Origin of the sequence: Corynebacterium sp. HMSC071B10, from assembly GCF_001814825.1 — a bacterium.
In the GTDB taxonomy this organism is placed as follows: Bacteria; Actinomycetota; Actinomycetes; order Mycobacteriales; family Mycobacteriaceae; genus Corynebacterium.
In genome coordinates, this window is sequence record NZ_KV817993.1 from 60,134 (window position 1) to 74,541 (window position 14,408).

Annotated in this window: 15 protein-coding genes; 7 read left to right on the forward strand and 8 right to left on the reverse strand. The window is 64.0% G+C overall.

The window, feature by feature from the left end:
* Positions 1-152 precede the first annotated feature (152 nt).
* From acnA to HMPREF2990_RS03420, 3 genes are all read left to right on the forward strand, one after another.
* A complete protein-coding gene (gene acnA / locus HMPREF2990_RS03410) occupies positions 153-2,933 on the forward strand; it encodes an aconitate hydratase AcnA (protein WP_210399960.1) in 2,781 nt (926 codons plus the stop codon).
* 103 nt (positions 2,934-3,036) lie between these two features.
* Positions 3,037-3,603 (forward strand): TetR/AcrR family transcriptional regulator, encoded by a 567-nt coding sequence (locus tag HMPREF2990_RS03415; RefSeq protein WP_070762706.1) that lies wholly within the window; start codon positions 3,037-3,039, stop codon positions 3,601-3,603.
* A 24-nt stretch (positions 3,604-3,627) separates the two neighbouring features.
* Positions 3,628-4,383, forward strand: a complete 756-nt coding sequence (locus HMPREF2990_RS03420; protein ID WP_070762707.1) for a glutamine amidotransferase-related protein — start codon at positions 3,628-3,630, stop codon at positions 4,381-4,383.
* Positions 4,384-4,389: 6 nt separating this feature from the next.
* Here the strand turns inward: HMPREF2990_RS03420 and HMPREF2990_RS03425 are convergent, their stop codons facing one another.
* On the reverse strand, positions 4,390-5,115 hold the full coding sequence (locus HMPREF2990_RS03425) for an NAD(P)H-binding protein (RefSeq protein ID WP_070762708.1): 726 nt from the start codon (positions 5,113-5,115) through the stop codon (positions 4,390-4,392).
* A gap of 60 nt (positions 5,116-5,175) precedes the next feature.
* Here HMPREF2990_RS03425 and HMPREF2990_RS03430 point away from each other — a divergent pair, with 60 nt between their 5' ends.
* Genes HMPREF2990_RS03430 through HMPREF2990_RS03445 form a run of 4 tightly spaced genes read left to right on the forward strand, consistent with a single transcriptional unit; the run spans position 5,176 to position 8,177 of the window.
* Positions 5,176-5,445, forward strand: coding sequence for an ACT domain-containing protein (locus HMPREF2990_RS03430; protein WP_038590680.1), 270 nt, complete (start codon positions 5,176-5,178; stop codon positions 5,443-5,445).
* Between the two features lie 15 nt (positions 5,446-5,460).
* Positions 5,461-6,831 carry a PFL family protein gene (locus HMPREF2990_RS03435; RefSeq protein ID WP_070762709.1) on the forward strand — a complete coding sequence of 457 codons (1,371 nt, stop codon included), beginning with the start codon at positions 5,461-5,463 and terminating at the stop codon, positions 6,829-6,831.
* 49 nt (positions 6,832-6,880) lie between these two features.
* Positions 6,881-7,579, forward strand: a complete 699-nt coding sequence (locus HMPREF2990_RS03440) for a MerR family transcriptional regulator (protein ID WP_070762710.1) — start codon at positions 6,881-6,883, stop codon at positions 7,577-7,579.
* Complete coding sequence (locus HMPREF2990_RS03445; protein ID WP_070762711.1) at positions 7,572-8,177, forward strand: hypothetical protein; 606 nt, start codon at positions 7,572-7,574, stop codon at positions 8,175-8,177. The genes HMPREF2990_RS03440 and HMPREF2990_RS03445 overlap by 8 nt, the downstream gene beginning before the upstream one ends.
* Here the strand turns inward: HMPREF2990_RS03445 and HMPREF2990_RS03450 are convergent.
* From HMPREF2990_RS03450 to sufD, 7 genes are all read right to left on the reverse strand, one after another.
* Positions 8,158-8,400 carry a PLDc N-terminal domain-containing protein gene (locus HMPREF2990_RS03450; protein ID WP_083316983.1) on the reverse strand — a complete coding sequence of 81 codons (243 nt, stop codon included), beginning with the start codon at positions 8,398-8,400 and terminating at the stop codon, positions 8,158-8,160. The two genes, HMPREF2990_RS03445 and HMPREF2990_RS03450, sit on opposite strands and share 20 nt — an antisense overlap.
* A 147-nt stretch (positions 8,401-8,547) precedes the next feature.
* On the reverse strand, positions 8,548-10,176 hold the full coding sequence (locus tag HMPREF2990_RS03455) for an ABC-F family ATP-binding cassette domain-containing protein (RefSeq protein ID WP_070762712.1): 1,629 nt from the start codon (positions 10,174-10,176) through the stop codon (positions 8,548-8,550).
* Positions 10,177-10,278: 102 nt separating this feature from the next.
* On the reverse strand, positions 10,279-10,719 hold the full coding sequence (locus tag HMPREF2990_RS03460; RefSeq protein WP_070762713.1) for a metal-sulfur cluster assembly factor: 441 nt from the start codon (positions 10,717-10,719) through the stop codon (positions 10,279-10,281).
* Positions 10,720-10,722: 3 nt separating this feature from the next.
* The gene (sufU, locus tag HMPREF2990_RS03465) at positions 10,723-11,175 is read right to left on the reverse strand and encodes a Fe-S cluster assembly sulfur transfer protein SufU (protein WP_070762714.1); all 453 of its coding nucleotides are present in this window, start codon (positions 11,173-11,175) and stop codon (positions 10,723-10,725) included.
* Complete coding sequence (locus tag HMPREF2990_RS03470) at positions 11,172-12,431, reverse strand: cysteine desulfurase (RefSeq protein WP_070762715.1); 1,260 nt, start codon at positions 12,429-12,431, stop codon at positions 11,172-11,174. The genes sufU and HMPREF2990_RS03470 overlap by 4 nt, the downstream gene beginning before the upstream one ends.
* The gene (gene sufC / locus HMPREF2990_RS03475) at positions 12,431-13,186 is read right to left on the reverse strand and encodes a Fe-S cluster assembly ATPase SufC (protein ID WP_070762716.1); all 756 of its coding nucleotides are present in this window, start codon (positions 13,184-13,186) and stop codon (positions 12,431-12,433) included. The genes HMPREF2990_RS03470 and sufC overlap by 1 nt, the downstream gene beginning before the upstream one ends.
* A gap of 49 nt (positions 13,187-13,235) precedes the next feature.
* Complete coding sequence (gene sufD, locus HMPREF2990_RS03480; protein ID WP_070762717.1) at positions 13,236-14,408, reverse strand: Fe-S cluster assembly protein SufD; 1,173 nt, start codon at positions 14,406-14,408, stop codon at positions 13,236-13,238.

Consider the following 14,408-nt stretch of genomic DNA (forward strand, 5'->3'; position numbering starts at 1 on the left):
GTTCTTTCCCTAAAACCTCCGCGCCTTACCTAAACATAACGTGCGTACTGTTATTATGGCGACGGAACCGTGGTTGGTCGCATATCATTGATGGTTGACCATCACGTGTCATAGTTCCCAGATTTGGATTACGACGAGAAATGGAGCTCACTGTGGCTGAAAGCAAGAACTCCTTCAACGCTAAGAAGACGCTCGAGGTCGGCGGGAAGTCCTACGACTACTTCGCACTCGATGCTGTTGACGGCATGAAGAAGCTGCCCTACTCCCTCAAGGTGCTGGGCGAGAACCTGCTGCGCACCGAAGACGGCAAGAACGTCACCGAAGACCACATCAAGGCAATTGCCAACTGGGATCCGTCGGCCGAGCCGTCGATCGAGATCCAGTTCACCCCGGCCCGCGTCCTCATGCAGGACTTCACCGGCGTGCCCTGTGTGGTCGACCTTGCCACGATGCGTGAGGCAGTCAGCGACCTCGGCGGCAGCCCCGACCAGGTCAACCCGCTGAACCCGGCAGAGATGGTCATTGACCACTCCGTGATCATCGAGGCGTTTGGTTCCACCACCGCGCTGGATAAGAACGTCGAGATTGAGTACCAGCGCAACGAGGAGCGCTACCAGTTCCTGCGTTGGGGTGCGGAGAACTTCTCCAACTTCCGCGTCGTCCCGCCGGGAACCGGCATTGTCCACCAGGTCAACATCGAGTACCTCTCCCGCGTTGTCTTTGACAACGAGGGCCTGGCATACCCGGACACCTGCATCGGTACCGACTCCCACACCACCATGGAAAACGGCCTGGGCATCCTGGGCTGGGGCGTCGGCGGCATCGAGGCCGAGGCTGCAATGCTCGGCCAGCCGGTCTCCATGCTCATCCCGCGCGTCGTCGGCTTCAAGCTCACCGGTGAGATCCCGGTAGGCGTGACCGCAACCGACGTGGTGCTCACCATCACCGAGATGCTGCGCGAGCACGGCGTGGTGCAGAAGTTCGTCGAGTTCTACGGCAACGGCGTCAAGCAGATTCCGCTGGCAAACCGCGCCACCATCGGCAACATGAGCCCGGAGTTCGGCTCCACCTGTGCGATCTTCCCGATCGACGAGGAGACCATCAACTACCTGCACCTGACCGGCCGCAACCAGGAGGACATCGACCGCGTCGAGGCATACGCCAAGGCACAGGGCATGTGGCTGGAGCAGGACGCAGAGGAGGCCGAGTACTCCGAGTACCTCGAGCTCGACCTTTCCACCGTCGTACCGTCTATCGCTGGCCCGAAGCGCCCGCAGGACCGCATTCTGCTCGCCGAGGCGAAGGAAACCTTCCGCAAGCAGCTGCCGGACTACAACACCGCTGGCAACGAGACCTCCGAGCCGGTGCGCGCAGAGAAGACCGAGTCCGTGGACTACAACCAGTCCTGGCCGGGCAACGGCGAGTCTGCAGCAGCAGGCGCTGAGGGCCGCGCATCCAAGCCGGTCATCGTCGAGTCCCCGCAGGGCGGCGAGTACACCCTCGACCACGGCATGGTCGCGATTGCCGCAATCACCTCCTGCACCAACACCTCCAACCCGTCCGTCATGGTCGGTGCCGCACTGCTGGCTCGTAAGGCTGCTGAGAAGGGCCTGCACGCCAAGCCGTGGGTCAAGACCATCATGGCTCCGGGCTCCCAGGTCGTCGACGGCTACTACGAGCGCGGCGACCTGTGGAAGGACCTCGAGGCTGTCGGCTTCTACCTCACCGGCTTCGGCTGCGCATCCTGCATCGGTAACTCCGGCCCGCTGCCGAACGAGGTCTCGGATGCAATCAACGAGTACGACTTGACCGCAACCGCAGTCCTGTCCGGTAACCGCAACTTCGAAGGCCGCATCTCCCCCGATGTGAAGATGAACTACCTGGCCTCCCCGCTGCTGGTTATCGCGTACTCCATCGCCGGCACCATGGACTTCGACTTCGAGACCCAGCCGCTCGGCCAGGACGCCGATGGCAACGACGTCTTCCTGAAGGACGTTTGGCCGTCCACCGAGGAGATCGAGAGCACCATCTCCGGCATCATCTCCCGCGAGATGTACGAGGCCGACTACGCTGACGTCTTCAAGGGCGACGAGCAGTGGCAGAACCTGGACATCCCGAAGGGCAAGACCTTCGACTGGAACGAGGACTCCACCTACATCCGCAAGGCTCCGTACTTCGACGGCATGCCGGAGGAGCCGGAGGCAGTCGAGGACATCGCCGGTGCACGCGTGCTGGCCAAGCTCGGCGACTCCGTGACCACCGACCACATCTCCCCTGCTTCCTCCATCAAGCCGGGCACCCCGGCGGCGAACTACCTGGACGAGCACGGTGTGGCACGCCACGACTACAACTCCTTCGGTTCCCGTCGTGGTAACCACGAGGTCATGGTTCGCGGTACCTTCGCCAACATCCGTCTGCGCAACGAGCTGGTGGACGAGCAGGGTGGCTACACCCGCGACTTCACCCAGGAGGGCGCACCGCAGGCCTACATCTACGACGCGGCGATGAACTACGCAGAGAAGAACATCCCGCTCGTGGTCATCGCTGGTAAGGAGTACGGCACCGGCTCCTCCCGTGACTGGGCTGCAAAGGGTACCAACCTGCTCGGCGTCAAGTCCGTCATCGCTGAGTCCTTCGAGCGTATCCACCGCTCGAACCTCATCGGCATGGGCGTGCTGCCGCTGCAGTTCCCGGAGGGTGAGTCCCACGGCTCCCTCGGCCTGGACGGCACCGAAACCTTCGAGCTGACCGGCATCACCGCCTTCAACGACGGCGACACGATCCCGAAGACGATCCACGTCGCAGCGACGAAGGACGGCGGCGAGAAGGTCGAGTTCGACGCAGTGGTCCGCGTTGACACCCCTGGTGAGGCAGAGTACTTCCGCCACGGAGGCATTCTGCAGTACGTGCTGCGCCAGATGGTCAAGAACTAATGCCTTGACCCAGCAAGAGGGGTAACTCGGGTTTCGCACCCGGGTGCCCCTCTTCTTTGTCTGCACCCAGCCCACCCCGAACAAAGGAAGGATCGCACCGCGCATGCCCATCGTCAGCGAAAGCGAACTCACTCGCCGTCGGCAGGAAATCATCGACTCTGCCCGCCTCTGCTTCGCCCACTACGGGTTCGAAGGCGCCACCGTAGCCAAGCTTGAGCAGGCGACCGGGAAAACACGCGGTGCGATCTTCCACCACTTTGCAGACAAGGAGGCGCTCTTCCTCGCGATCGCAAGCGAGGACGCGAAGCGCCAGGCCGAGGTGGTGAGCAACCAGGGTCTGGTTGAGGTGATGCGCGACATGCTGCACCACCGGGAAAAGAACGATTGGTTTGTCACCCGGGCCGAGATCGTCCGCAAGCTGCGCACCGATCCCGAGTTTGAGAAGCGCTGGCGCGAGCACCAGGAGGTGCTAGACAAAGCTGTTCATGAACGCATCGTGTCCAACCGCGCAACGCGCGAGGACGTGACCACCGACGTGGTGCAGACCTACCTGGAGACGGTCTTCGAAGGATTCGTGGTTAAGCTGGCTGCGGGCGAGCCCGTGGAGCGTCTAGAGGCCATGCTTTCTTTGGTGGAGCAGTCCGTACGGAGCCCGTTTAGTACAAAGTAGACCAAGCGGTATAGACTTGCCGCTATGTCCAAGCTGCTTTTCCTCTCCTTGCGCCAGGGCGAACTTGCCCAACAGGTCGCACGTGCCGAATACCACGACGTACTCAAGGCCACGGGGTTAAGCGAGGTAGACGTTGAGCTGCAGATCCTCGACCGGCTCGACGAGGAGGTTGGCTCGCTTGAGACCATCAGCGGCATCATCGTCGGCGGCAGCTCGCTCAACATCACCAACGATGAGTACTCGCCGTGGCAGCGTCACGTCCACGAGGTGCTCGCCGGGGTGGTGGATTCCGGGCTCCCGGTCTTCTTCGTCTGCTTCGGCTTTTCCTGGTTGGTGGATCACCTCGGTGGCACTGTCGGCCATTCCCACCCGGAAGACTCCGGCCCAACCGAGGTCGTGCTTAGCGACGCCGCGCACGACGATCCCCTCCTCCGCGGCACCGCCGCCCGCTTCACCGCGCTGACCGGCCACACCGAGAATCCCGACGCAGACACGCTGCCCGCCACGCTGACCGTGCTGGCCACCGGTCCGAGCTGCCCGGTCCAAATCGTGCGCTACGGCGAGAAGGTGTGGGCTACTCAGTTCCACGCGGAGATGGACGCGGAAGCGATGCACACGCGCATGGACTTCTTCTACGACTACGGGTACTTCCCTGCCGAAGAGTACGCCCGGATCGTGGCGGACCTGCCGAACCACGATGTGGCTTGGGCGAACGCGATCCTGCGCAACTTCGCCCAGTACTGCTTCGAGCGCAGCCCGGCGCACGCTCCGCGCGCCTAGCCCGCCTTAGCGGCCGAGCTCGCGCACCGGCACGCTGCCATTTTCAAACTCGAAGGGGTTGGGCACTCCAGAGACGTCTTCGCGTCCGACGAGCTCAACGATGACCTCCGCGACCAGCTCGCGCGAGGTCTCCGGGTGCGCCGAGTCGGCACCGTCGTCGCCTGCGGCCGTGATTGGGGCGAAGCCGGGCACGGGGCCGTCGACAAGCAGGGCGGGGCCCAGGATGACCTGCGGCAGGTCGCTGTCCATCAGGCGTAGATCCACCGCCTTCTTCGCCTCGACGTAGGCGTACCAGGAGCCACCATCGTCTTCTGTGGTGGCGAAACGCGCGCCGACGTAGGAGACCATGAGGAACCGTGGAGGCTCCGAGAGCTGCTCGAGCGCTTCGATGACTCGCAGTGCCGCATCCCGATCGACCGCCCAGGTCCGCTCCGCAGAACCGCCGCCCGCGCCAGCGGACCACACCACCACGTCGAACTGCGCAAGCAGGTCAGCCCACTGCGCGACGGAAAGCTCCGTAATGTCGCGAACCAAAGCGTGCGCGCCCGCCTGCTCGATGCGCTCGACGTGCGCAGGGTTGCGCACCAGCCCGGTAACTTCGTGGCCCTGCTGGGCTAGCCACGGCACCGAGTGGCGGCTGACATTGCCGCCCGCGCCGATGACGAGCACACGCCTCGTGCGTTCCGGCTGTGCGCTAAATGTTGTGTGTTTGTTGTTGGTAAAAGCAGTCATGGGCCCACCGTAACCTCCCAGCTGCGCGCCGTACACCACCCCCGCACTAAGATGAGCGCTATGCACGCAATCATTACCACCACGGGCCCGGACCGCGTCGGCATCATTGCCGCCGTGGCCGGTGCTGCCGCGGAACGCGACCTGAACATTCTCGACGTCTCCCAGACCCTGATGGATAACTACTTCACTATGGTCATGCGCGTCGCCCTCCCCGACAACACCCCGGACATGGGCGAGCTGCAGGAGCACCTTGCGGCCGTGGGCGACAAGCTCGGCGTCATCGTGCGCATCCAGTCCGAGGACCTCTTCACCGCGATGAACGAGGTCTAGGGGTAACACACGACGATGGCTACAGATTTCGATTTTAAGTCCGGCCACATCCTCGACGTCATCCGGATGATCGAGGACTACCGCCTGGATATCCGCACTGTCACCATGGGCATCTCGCTGATCGGCTGCACCCGCTCCTCCATGGAGGCCACCTGCCAGGCCGTCTACGACCGGGTGACCACCCGCGCCGCCCGCCTGGTGGAGGTGTGCGAGGGCATTGAGCGCGAGCTCGGCATTCCGATCGTGAACAAGCGCATCTCGGTCTCCCCTGTTTCGCTCGTTGCAGCGGGTGTGGACGGCAACCCCGTCGACATCGCGCGCGCTTTGGACAAGGCCGCGTCCGAGTTGGGCGTCAACTTCGTGGGCGGCTACTCCGCGCTGGTGGAAAAGGGCGAGACGACCTCAGATCGCCGCCTGATCGATTCGATCCCCGAGGCGCTCAGCGTCACCCAGGCGGTGTGCGGCTCCGTCAACGTGGGCACCTCGCGCGCAGGCATCAACATGGACGCTGTCGCGCGTATGGGTCAGGTGGTCAAGGAGGCCGCCGAGCTGACGAAGGACGAGTCCTCCATCGCTTGCGCGAAGCTCGTGGTCTTTGCGAACGCGGTCGGCGACAACCCATTCATGGCCGGTGCCTTCCACGGCATCGAGGAGCCCGACACGGTGGTCTCCGTCGGTGTTTCCGGCCCCGGCGTGGTGGACAACGCGATCAGCCCGCTGGCGGGTGCCTCGCTGAACGAGATCGCCGAGGAGATCAAGAAGGCCGCCTTCAAGATCACCCGCGCCGGCCAGCTGGTCGGCAACATGGCGGCGGAGCGCCTCGGCGTGCCCTTCGGCATCGTCGATCTCTCCCTCGCCCCGACCGCGGAGGTCGGCGACTCGGTAGCCCACATCCTGGAGCGCATCGGGCTCGAGCAGGTCGGCACCCACGGCACGACCGCTGCACTCGCCCTGCTCAACGACGCGGTGAAGAAGGGCGGCATGATGGCCTGCTCCCGCGTCGGTGGTCTGTCTGGCTCCTTCATCCCGGTCTCCGAGGACCAGGGCATGATCGACGCGGTCCGCTCCGGTTCGATCTCCATGGACAAGCTCGAGGCCATGACCTCGATCTGCTCCGTCGGCTTCGACATGATCGCCATCCCCGGCGACACCTCGGCGGAAACAATCGCGGGCATGATTGCCGACGAAGCCGCGATCGGCATCATGAACCATAAGACCACCGCGGCACGCCTCATCCCCGTCCCGGGCACCAAGCCGGGCGATGAGGTGAACTTCGGTGGCCTGCTCGGCTACGCGCCGGTCATCCCGGTCAATACGAAGAGCACTGCGGAAATGATCCGGCGCGGCGGCTTCATCCCGGCACCTGTGCACGGGTTTAGGAACTAGGCGCGCTTCCCTTGGCCCTCACATTGTGTGAGGGTTTAGGTTTAAAGGCGTGAAGATTTCTGAAGTCGCTGCGGCCGCAGGTTGCTCCGTACGTTCAGTGCGCCACCTGCACGAAAGCGGAGCCGTGGCCGAGCCTGCTCGCACGAGTGGAAACTACCGGGAGTATTCGATCAACGACCTCGCCGCTGTCGTTCGCGCTCGTGCGCTTATCGACGCCGGCGTGCCCATCGCCGACGTCGCCGCCGAAGACACCGCGGCTGTGGTCGAGCGTGCCCTAGCGCAACTGGATGGCCGCATTGCCCACCTGCAGCAGCAGCGGAAGAGGCTGGCCATGCTTGCGGCTAATCCTTCTGGTGCGCCGGAGGATATCCGCCAAGCACTGCGTGGAGTATTCACCGACCCGCAGGCACTCCAGCGCGAGCTGGACGCGTGGGACCTCATGGCGCTGACCGGGGTTGCCACTGCCGCCACGTGGGACCAGCTGCGTGCAAACCTCAACGATCCGGAGTGCATCACAGCAGCGCGTGCGGCCGGTCAGCTCTGGGAGGACCTCGGGGAGATGCGGCCGCGAAACTGCCAAGTGGCCGAAACCGCTTCGCGCTTTCGCGAGCTCCTCCCCCACGGGCTGCTGCGCGGGGTTCTCTCTACCCTGCAGGCAGGCGACGTGCCACTCAGCGTGCACGATGTGCCGACGCGGGGTGCGCAACGAGTCGTGCTGCAGGCGTTGGCGGAGGGGTTCGATGGATAAGGTCCTCTCGTTGTGGAAGCAGCATCCAGGCTTCCGTCTTGCCCGCTACGAGCTCGAACTGTACCTCGATCTACTGCGGTGGATTCGCGGCCACCGGCTCGTGCCAGAGGATGCAGAGGTACTCCCCCACCCGCCAGGGCGATTGCAGATGCTCGTGAGCGTGATTTCGGTCCTATGCATCGAGATGGTGGTAGTCCACCTGCTCCTCCCCGCGGGGACAGTGCGGTTGGTTGCGCTGCTGCTGTCCATCTGGGGCGTTGTGTACGTTGCCTCGCTGATCGGCAGCGAGCGCATCCGCCCGAGCTACGTTGCCGACGACGTGACTGTGCTGCGCCGCGGCAAGCTCGTGTTTGCCGAAATCCCGTCCTCGCGCATCAAGCAAAAACACCACCAGCGAACGTTTGCGTCCGAGGTGTCCATTGACGCCGAGACGCTCACTGTAGGCGGGGCCGGTGGCACCGACACGCTCTTAGAACTCACCGAGGCGATCGACGTCGCCGGGGATCGCTACCCCTGGCAGCGGCCGCGGATGCAACCGGTGACGCAGATCCGCTACTACGCCGGGGTTGAGAGTGAAACTAGCGCTTCTTCCCGATGAGGAAGTAGCCCACCCAGCCGAAGGTGTTGACCGCGCCGATGATCGGCGTCCACAGCCACTTCGGGCCGCGGACCTTGCTGTCCTTCGCACGCGCAAGGTCACGTAGTGCTAGCGCTTTGCCGACCGTGTCCAAGGCCGTAAGAATTCCGACGATAGTCTTTTGGTCTGTAGACATGCCGTTCCATGCGTCGCGCAGGATCTTCACAAGTTCGTTGTTGCTCATAGACGCCAGTCTACGCGGCCGCGTTAGTACAACACGCTATTGATCATGCCCCCGATGGCCAGATCGGCTACGCCTCCGGCGGCGAGGACTGAAGCGCAGAGGCGACGTGCATAGGAAGACATACTTCCATGCTAATTTGCAGCCCCTTTAAGCCAATTCAACGATCTCCATATACTCGTCGCTCCACAAATCTTCATCGCCCTCGGGCATGATGATCACCCGTTCCGGCTCAAGTGCGCGCACTGCGCCCGGGTCGTGAGTGACCAGGACGACCGCACCCGTGTAGGTCTTGAGCGCGTCGAGGACCTGCTCACGGGACTGCGGGTCAAGGTTGTTCGTGGGCTCGTCGAGAAGCAGCACATTGGCACGGGAGGAGACGAGCGTGGCTAGCGCGAGCCTAGTTTTCTCACCGCCGGAGAGCGTGCCCGCGGGCTGTTCGAGCTTATCGCCGGAGAACATGAACGCACCCAGCAACCCGCGCAGGTCCTGCTGGCCTGCATCGGGACACGCCTCGATGGTGTTCTCCCACACGGTTTTGTCGCCGTCGATGGTGTCGTGCTCCTGTGCGAAGTAGCCGATACGCAGACCGTGTCCGGAGACCAGGCCGCCTTCGCCGTCGGTGCGCTCGACGCCGGCGAGCAACTTGAGCAGTGTCGTCTTGCCGGCGCCGTTGGTGCCAAGCACGACGACGCGGGAGCCCTTGTCGATGGCCAGGTCGACGCCCGCGAACACCTCGAGCGAGCCGTACATCTTGGTCAGGCCCTTGCCGTAGAGCGGGGTCTTGCCGCAGGGCGCGGGTTCCGGGAACTTGATGGAGGCGAACTTGTCCGCCACGCGGACCTCATCGAGCTCCCCCATCATGCGGTCGGCGCGGGCGAGCATCTGCTTCGCCGCGGCGGCCTTGGTCGCCTTCGCTCCGAGCTTGGCGGCCTGCTTCTTCAGCGCGGAGGCTTTCTTTTCCGCGTTGGCGCGCTCGCGGCGGCGCCGAGCCTCGTCGAGGGCGCGGGCGTCCTTGTACTTGGCGAAGCCCATGTTGTACACGTCAGCCTCGGCGCGCACGGCGTCGAGGAACCAGATCTTGTTGCACACTGCGTCCAGAAGCTCGACGTCGTGCGAGATCATGATCAGCCCGCCCTCGTGCTTGGACAGAAATCCGCGCAGCCAGCTGATGGAGTCGGCGTCGAGGTGGTTGGTGGGCTCGTCGAGAAGCAGCGTGGTCTGCGACTTACCTGAACCCTGTCGCGATGCGAAGAGGATCTGTGCGAGCTCCACGCGGCGGCGCTGACCGCCCGACAGGGTCTTGAGCGGCTGGTCGAGCACCCGGCCCGGCAGGCCAAGGTTGTCGCAGATCTGGGCCGCTTCCGCATTCGCCTCGTACCCGCCGAGCGCCTGATAGCGCTCCTCGAGGCGGGAGAACTTCGCGATCGCCTTGTCGCGCTCGGCACCGTCGGTTTCTTCCATGATGGCCTGCTGCTTCGCCATCGAGCGTTGGATCTGGTCGAGACCGCGAGCCGAGAGCACGCGGTCGCGCGCCGTCTGCTCGATGTCGCCTTCCTTGGAATCCTGCGGCAGGTAGCCCACCTCGCCCGAGCGGGTGACGGAGCCGCCGTAGGGCTCCGTCTCGCCGGAGAGGATACGCATCGTCGTCGTCTTGCCCGCGCCGTTGCGGCCCACCAGGCCGATGCGGTCCCCCGGCTGGACGCGGAGGTGCTGGCCTGGCGCGTGAAGCAACGTGCGGGCCCCGACGCGGACTTCAAGATCATTGGTGACAATCACGCAAACACTGTAGCAAGCGCCCCCAAACCAAAAGCCACCCCTAAAACAGACAAGTCCCACTGACGGTTGCTTCCGTCAGCGGGACTTGCATTCAGGGGCGCGTTACACCGCAAACCCGAGCGCGCGCAGCTGCTCGCGGCCCTCTTCGGTGATCATGTGCGGACCCCACGGCGGCATCCAGACCCAGTTGAGCTCAATGTCGTCAACCGAGGTGTTGTTGACGATCGCCTCGTGCGCCTGCGCCTCGATGACGTCGGTCAGCGGGCAGGCCGGAGAGGTCAGCGTCATGTTCAGGATCGCGAGCGTCTTGCCCTCGCGCTCCTCGATCCAAAGATCGTAAACCAGGCCAAGGTCGACGACGTTGATCCCCAGCTCGGGGTCAATGACATCGTGCAGGAACTCTTCCGCATCGGCGGCGAGCTTAATCTGCTCCTCGGTCTGCGGCGGGCGCTCGCCGCCGCCCTCAAAGTTGGAGGTGCTTTCGCGCTCCTGGGCACCACCTGCGGCAGCGCCAGCGGTCTCGTTGACGTTGTCTTCAGACATGGTTTAGTTCTCCTTCTTCTCCAGGGCTTCCTGGGTTGCGGCCTCGAAGGCCTTCCACCCGAGCAGCGCGCACTTGACGCGAGCCGGGAACTTCGCCACCCCGCCAAAGGCCACGCCATCGCCGATGACTTCCGGGTCGCCTTCCACGGTGCCGCGCGAGGTGATCATTTCCTCGAAGGCCCCAAGCTTCTTCATCGCTTGGTCAAGCGGGAGCCCCTTGATCTCTTCGGCCATCACGCTTGTCGACGCCTGCGAGATCGAGCACCCCTGCGCCTCGTAGGAGACATCCTCTACGGTTTCGCCGTCCTCAGACAGGTGCACGCGCAGCGTCAGCTCGTCGCCGCAGGAGGGGTTGACGTGGTGGACTTCCGCCTCGTAAGGATCGCGAAGCCCTGCGTACTGCGGGTTCTTGTAGTGGTCCAGGATGACTTCCTGGTACATCGATTCAAGGTTCATCGTGCGAAAAACTCCTTCGCCTTTGCAATAGCTGCCACCAGCGTATCTACCTCGTCCTTGGTGTTGTAGAGGTAGAAGCTCGCGCGCGAGGTCGCCTGCACGGCAAGGCCGCGGTGGGCCGGCCACGCGCAGTGGTGGCCGGTGCGGATAGCGACGCCCTCGGCATCGAGGACCTGACCCAGATCGTGCGGGTGCACGCCATCGACGGTGAAGGCAATCGCGCCGCCGCGGTTGTCCGCAGTCAGCGGACCGGCGATCTCCAAGCCCTCGATTTTCTGCATCTGCTCGAGCGCATACGCGGTCAGCTCCTGCTCGTGGGCGTGGATGCGGTCCATGCCCACTTCGCTCAAGAACTCCACCGCCGCGCCGAGGCCGACGACCTGGCTGGTCATCTGCGTGCCCGCCTCAAACCGCTGCGGGGCAGGTGCGTAGGTCGAGCCTTCCATCTTCACGATCTCGATCATGGAACCACCGGTCAAAAACGGCGGCAGCTTGTCCAGGATGTCGCCCTTGCCGTAAACGGCGCCGACGCCGGAAGGCCCGCACATCTTGTGGCCCGAAAACGCGGCGAAGTCCACGTCGAGGGCGTGGAAGTCGACCGGCATGTGCGGCACCGACTGGCACGCGTCGAGCACCGTGAGTGCCCCGACCGCCTTCGCGCGTCGGACCATCTCCTCGACGTCAGCCACCGCGCCAGTCACGTTCGACTGGTGGGTAAACGCCACGACCTTGACGGTGTCGTCCAGCTCGAGCGAATCGAGGTCGATCCGCCCGTCCGGCGTCATCGCGTACCACTTGAGCGTGGCACCCGTGCGTCGGGCGAGCTCCTGCCACGGCACGAGGTTGGCGTGGTGCTCCAGCTCGGTGACGACGATGGTGTCACCCTCGCCTACCTGATACTCGCCAGCGCGATCGTCCCCAAGTACGTAGGCGACGAGGTTCAAGCCCTCGGTCGCGTTCTTCGTAAACGCGATCTCGTGGCCTTCCGCGCCGACGAAACGCGCGATGGCTTCGCGGGCCTTTTCGTAGGCGTCGGTCGCTTCCTCGGCGAGTTGGTAGGAGCCGCGGTGGACGGGCGCGAAGGTGTTCAGCACGAAGTCGCGCTCGGCGTTCCACACGCGTTCCGGTCGCTGTGACGTCGCACCAGAGTCGAGGTAGACAAGCGGCTTGTCATCCCTGACGGTGCGCGACAGGATCGGAAACTCTGCGCGGATCGCCTCCACGTTGAGTGTTCCGTTGTCGTTGACGTAGGCCATTAGATGAACTTCTCGTAGCCCTCTGCCTCGAGCTGGTCTGCCAGCGAGGCGTCGCCCGTCTTCACGATCTTGCCGTTGGCAAAGACGTGGACGAACTCCGGCTGCACGTAGTTGAGAATGCGCTTGTAGTGGGTGATCATCAGCACGCCACCGTTGGTCTCTTCTTGGTACTTGTTAATACCCTCGGAGACCACGCGCAGCGCGTCGACGTCGAGGCCGGAGTCGGTCTCGTCCATGACGGCGAACTTCGGCTTCATCAGCGCGAGCTGCATAACTTCGTGGCGCTTCTTCTCACCACCGGAGAAGCCCTCGTTGACGGAGCGCTCGGAGAAGGAGGCGTCCATCTGCAGCGAATTGCGGGCTTCGTTGAGCTCGGCAACCCAGTCGCGCAGCTTCGGGGCCTCGCCGCGCACCGCGGTCACCGCGGAGCGCATGAAGTTAGAGGAGGACACACCGGGGACCTCCACCGGGTACTGCATGGCCAGGAACAGGCCTGCACGTGCGCGCTCGTCGACCTCCATGTCGAGGATGTTCTCGCCGTCGAGGAGCACCTCGCCCTCGGTCACCTCGTACTTGGGGTGGCCCGCCAGCGTGTAGGCCAGCGTGGACTTACCCGAGCCGTTCGGGCCCATGATCGCGTGGGTTTCGCCAGCGTTAATGGTCAGGTTGACGCCCTTGAGAATCGGCGTCGGCTCCTGGCCTTCCTCCGTCGGCAGAACGTTGGCGTGCAGGTTCTTAATTTCAAGCTTCGACATATTCGCGTATCCGCTTTCTTTCTATCAGTACTTTGTTGAGCAGCGTTGACTAGTTATTGGTGCGCTCCAGCTCGCCCACAACGCGGGCGATGAGCTCCTCGCGGACGTGCTCGACCGGGATCTGGTTGAGCACTTCGTTGAAGAACCCGCGGATGATAAGGCGGGTTGCCTCGTCCTCGGGGATACCGCGGGAACGCAGGTAGAAGAGCTGCTCATCGTCGAAACGGCCGACCGTGGCAGCGTGGCCCGCGCCGGCGATCTCGCCCGTTTCAATCTCCAGGTTCGGGATCGCGTCCGCACGCGCGCCGTCGGTCAGCACGAGGTTGCGGTTCGTCTCGTATGTGTCGGTGCCCTTCGCCTCGGCACGGATGAGCACATCACCAACCCAGCAGGTGCGTGCCTCCGGCAGCGAGGACTGCTTGTCGCCCTGCAGCGCGCCCTTGTAGAGCACGTTGGAGCGGCAGTTCGGCACGGAGTGATCCACCAGCATGCGGTTCTCGATGTACTGGCCGGGGTCGGCGAAGTACACGCCGTTGAGCTCGGCGTCGCCGCCGGGGGCTGCGAATTTCACGCGCGGTGTGATGCGTACGACCTCGCCGCCGAAGGCTGCTACGTAGTGGCGCAGCGTTGCATCGCGCTCCAGCAGGATCGACTGCTGACCAATGTGGACGGTGTCCTCGTTCCACTCAGCGTCGACAATAGCGTGCACGGTCGAGCCCTCGCCGAGGTGCCAGTTCACGTTATCGGCGTGGGTGCCGGAGCCCGCGTAGCGCAGGACGACGTTGCCCTTGGCGTGCGTGCCGGATTCGATCAGGATGTTGCCGAAGGTAGTCACATCCGCCCCAGCGCCGGTGACGGTGATCGTGATGTCCTGCTCGAGCTCGGTGTCCTTCGGAAGGTGCACGATGACACCAGTCTCAGCGGAGCTCCAAGCCTGCGCGGAGACGCGGTCGACGGCACCGCCGGCGACCTTCAAGCGCTCGTCGCTAATCGGCACCTCTTCGACGCGCACTGCTTCCGGCGCGTCCACGGTGATCTGCGCCTTCGCAGCCGGAGCAAACTTGCCGTTGTGCAGGCCGCGGATGCGGCGCAGGGAGATGAAGCGCCACACCTCGTCGCGGCCGCCGGGCACCGGGAAATCCTCGACGCTAAACGACTGGAAGAGGTCACCCTTGTTGTTGTGCGGGGTGGCGTTGTGTACGGGGTCTACAGAAACGGTCAT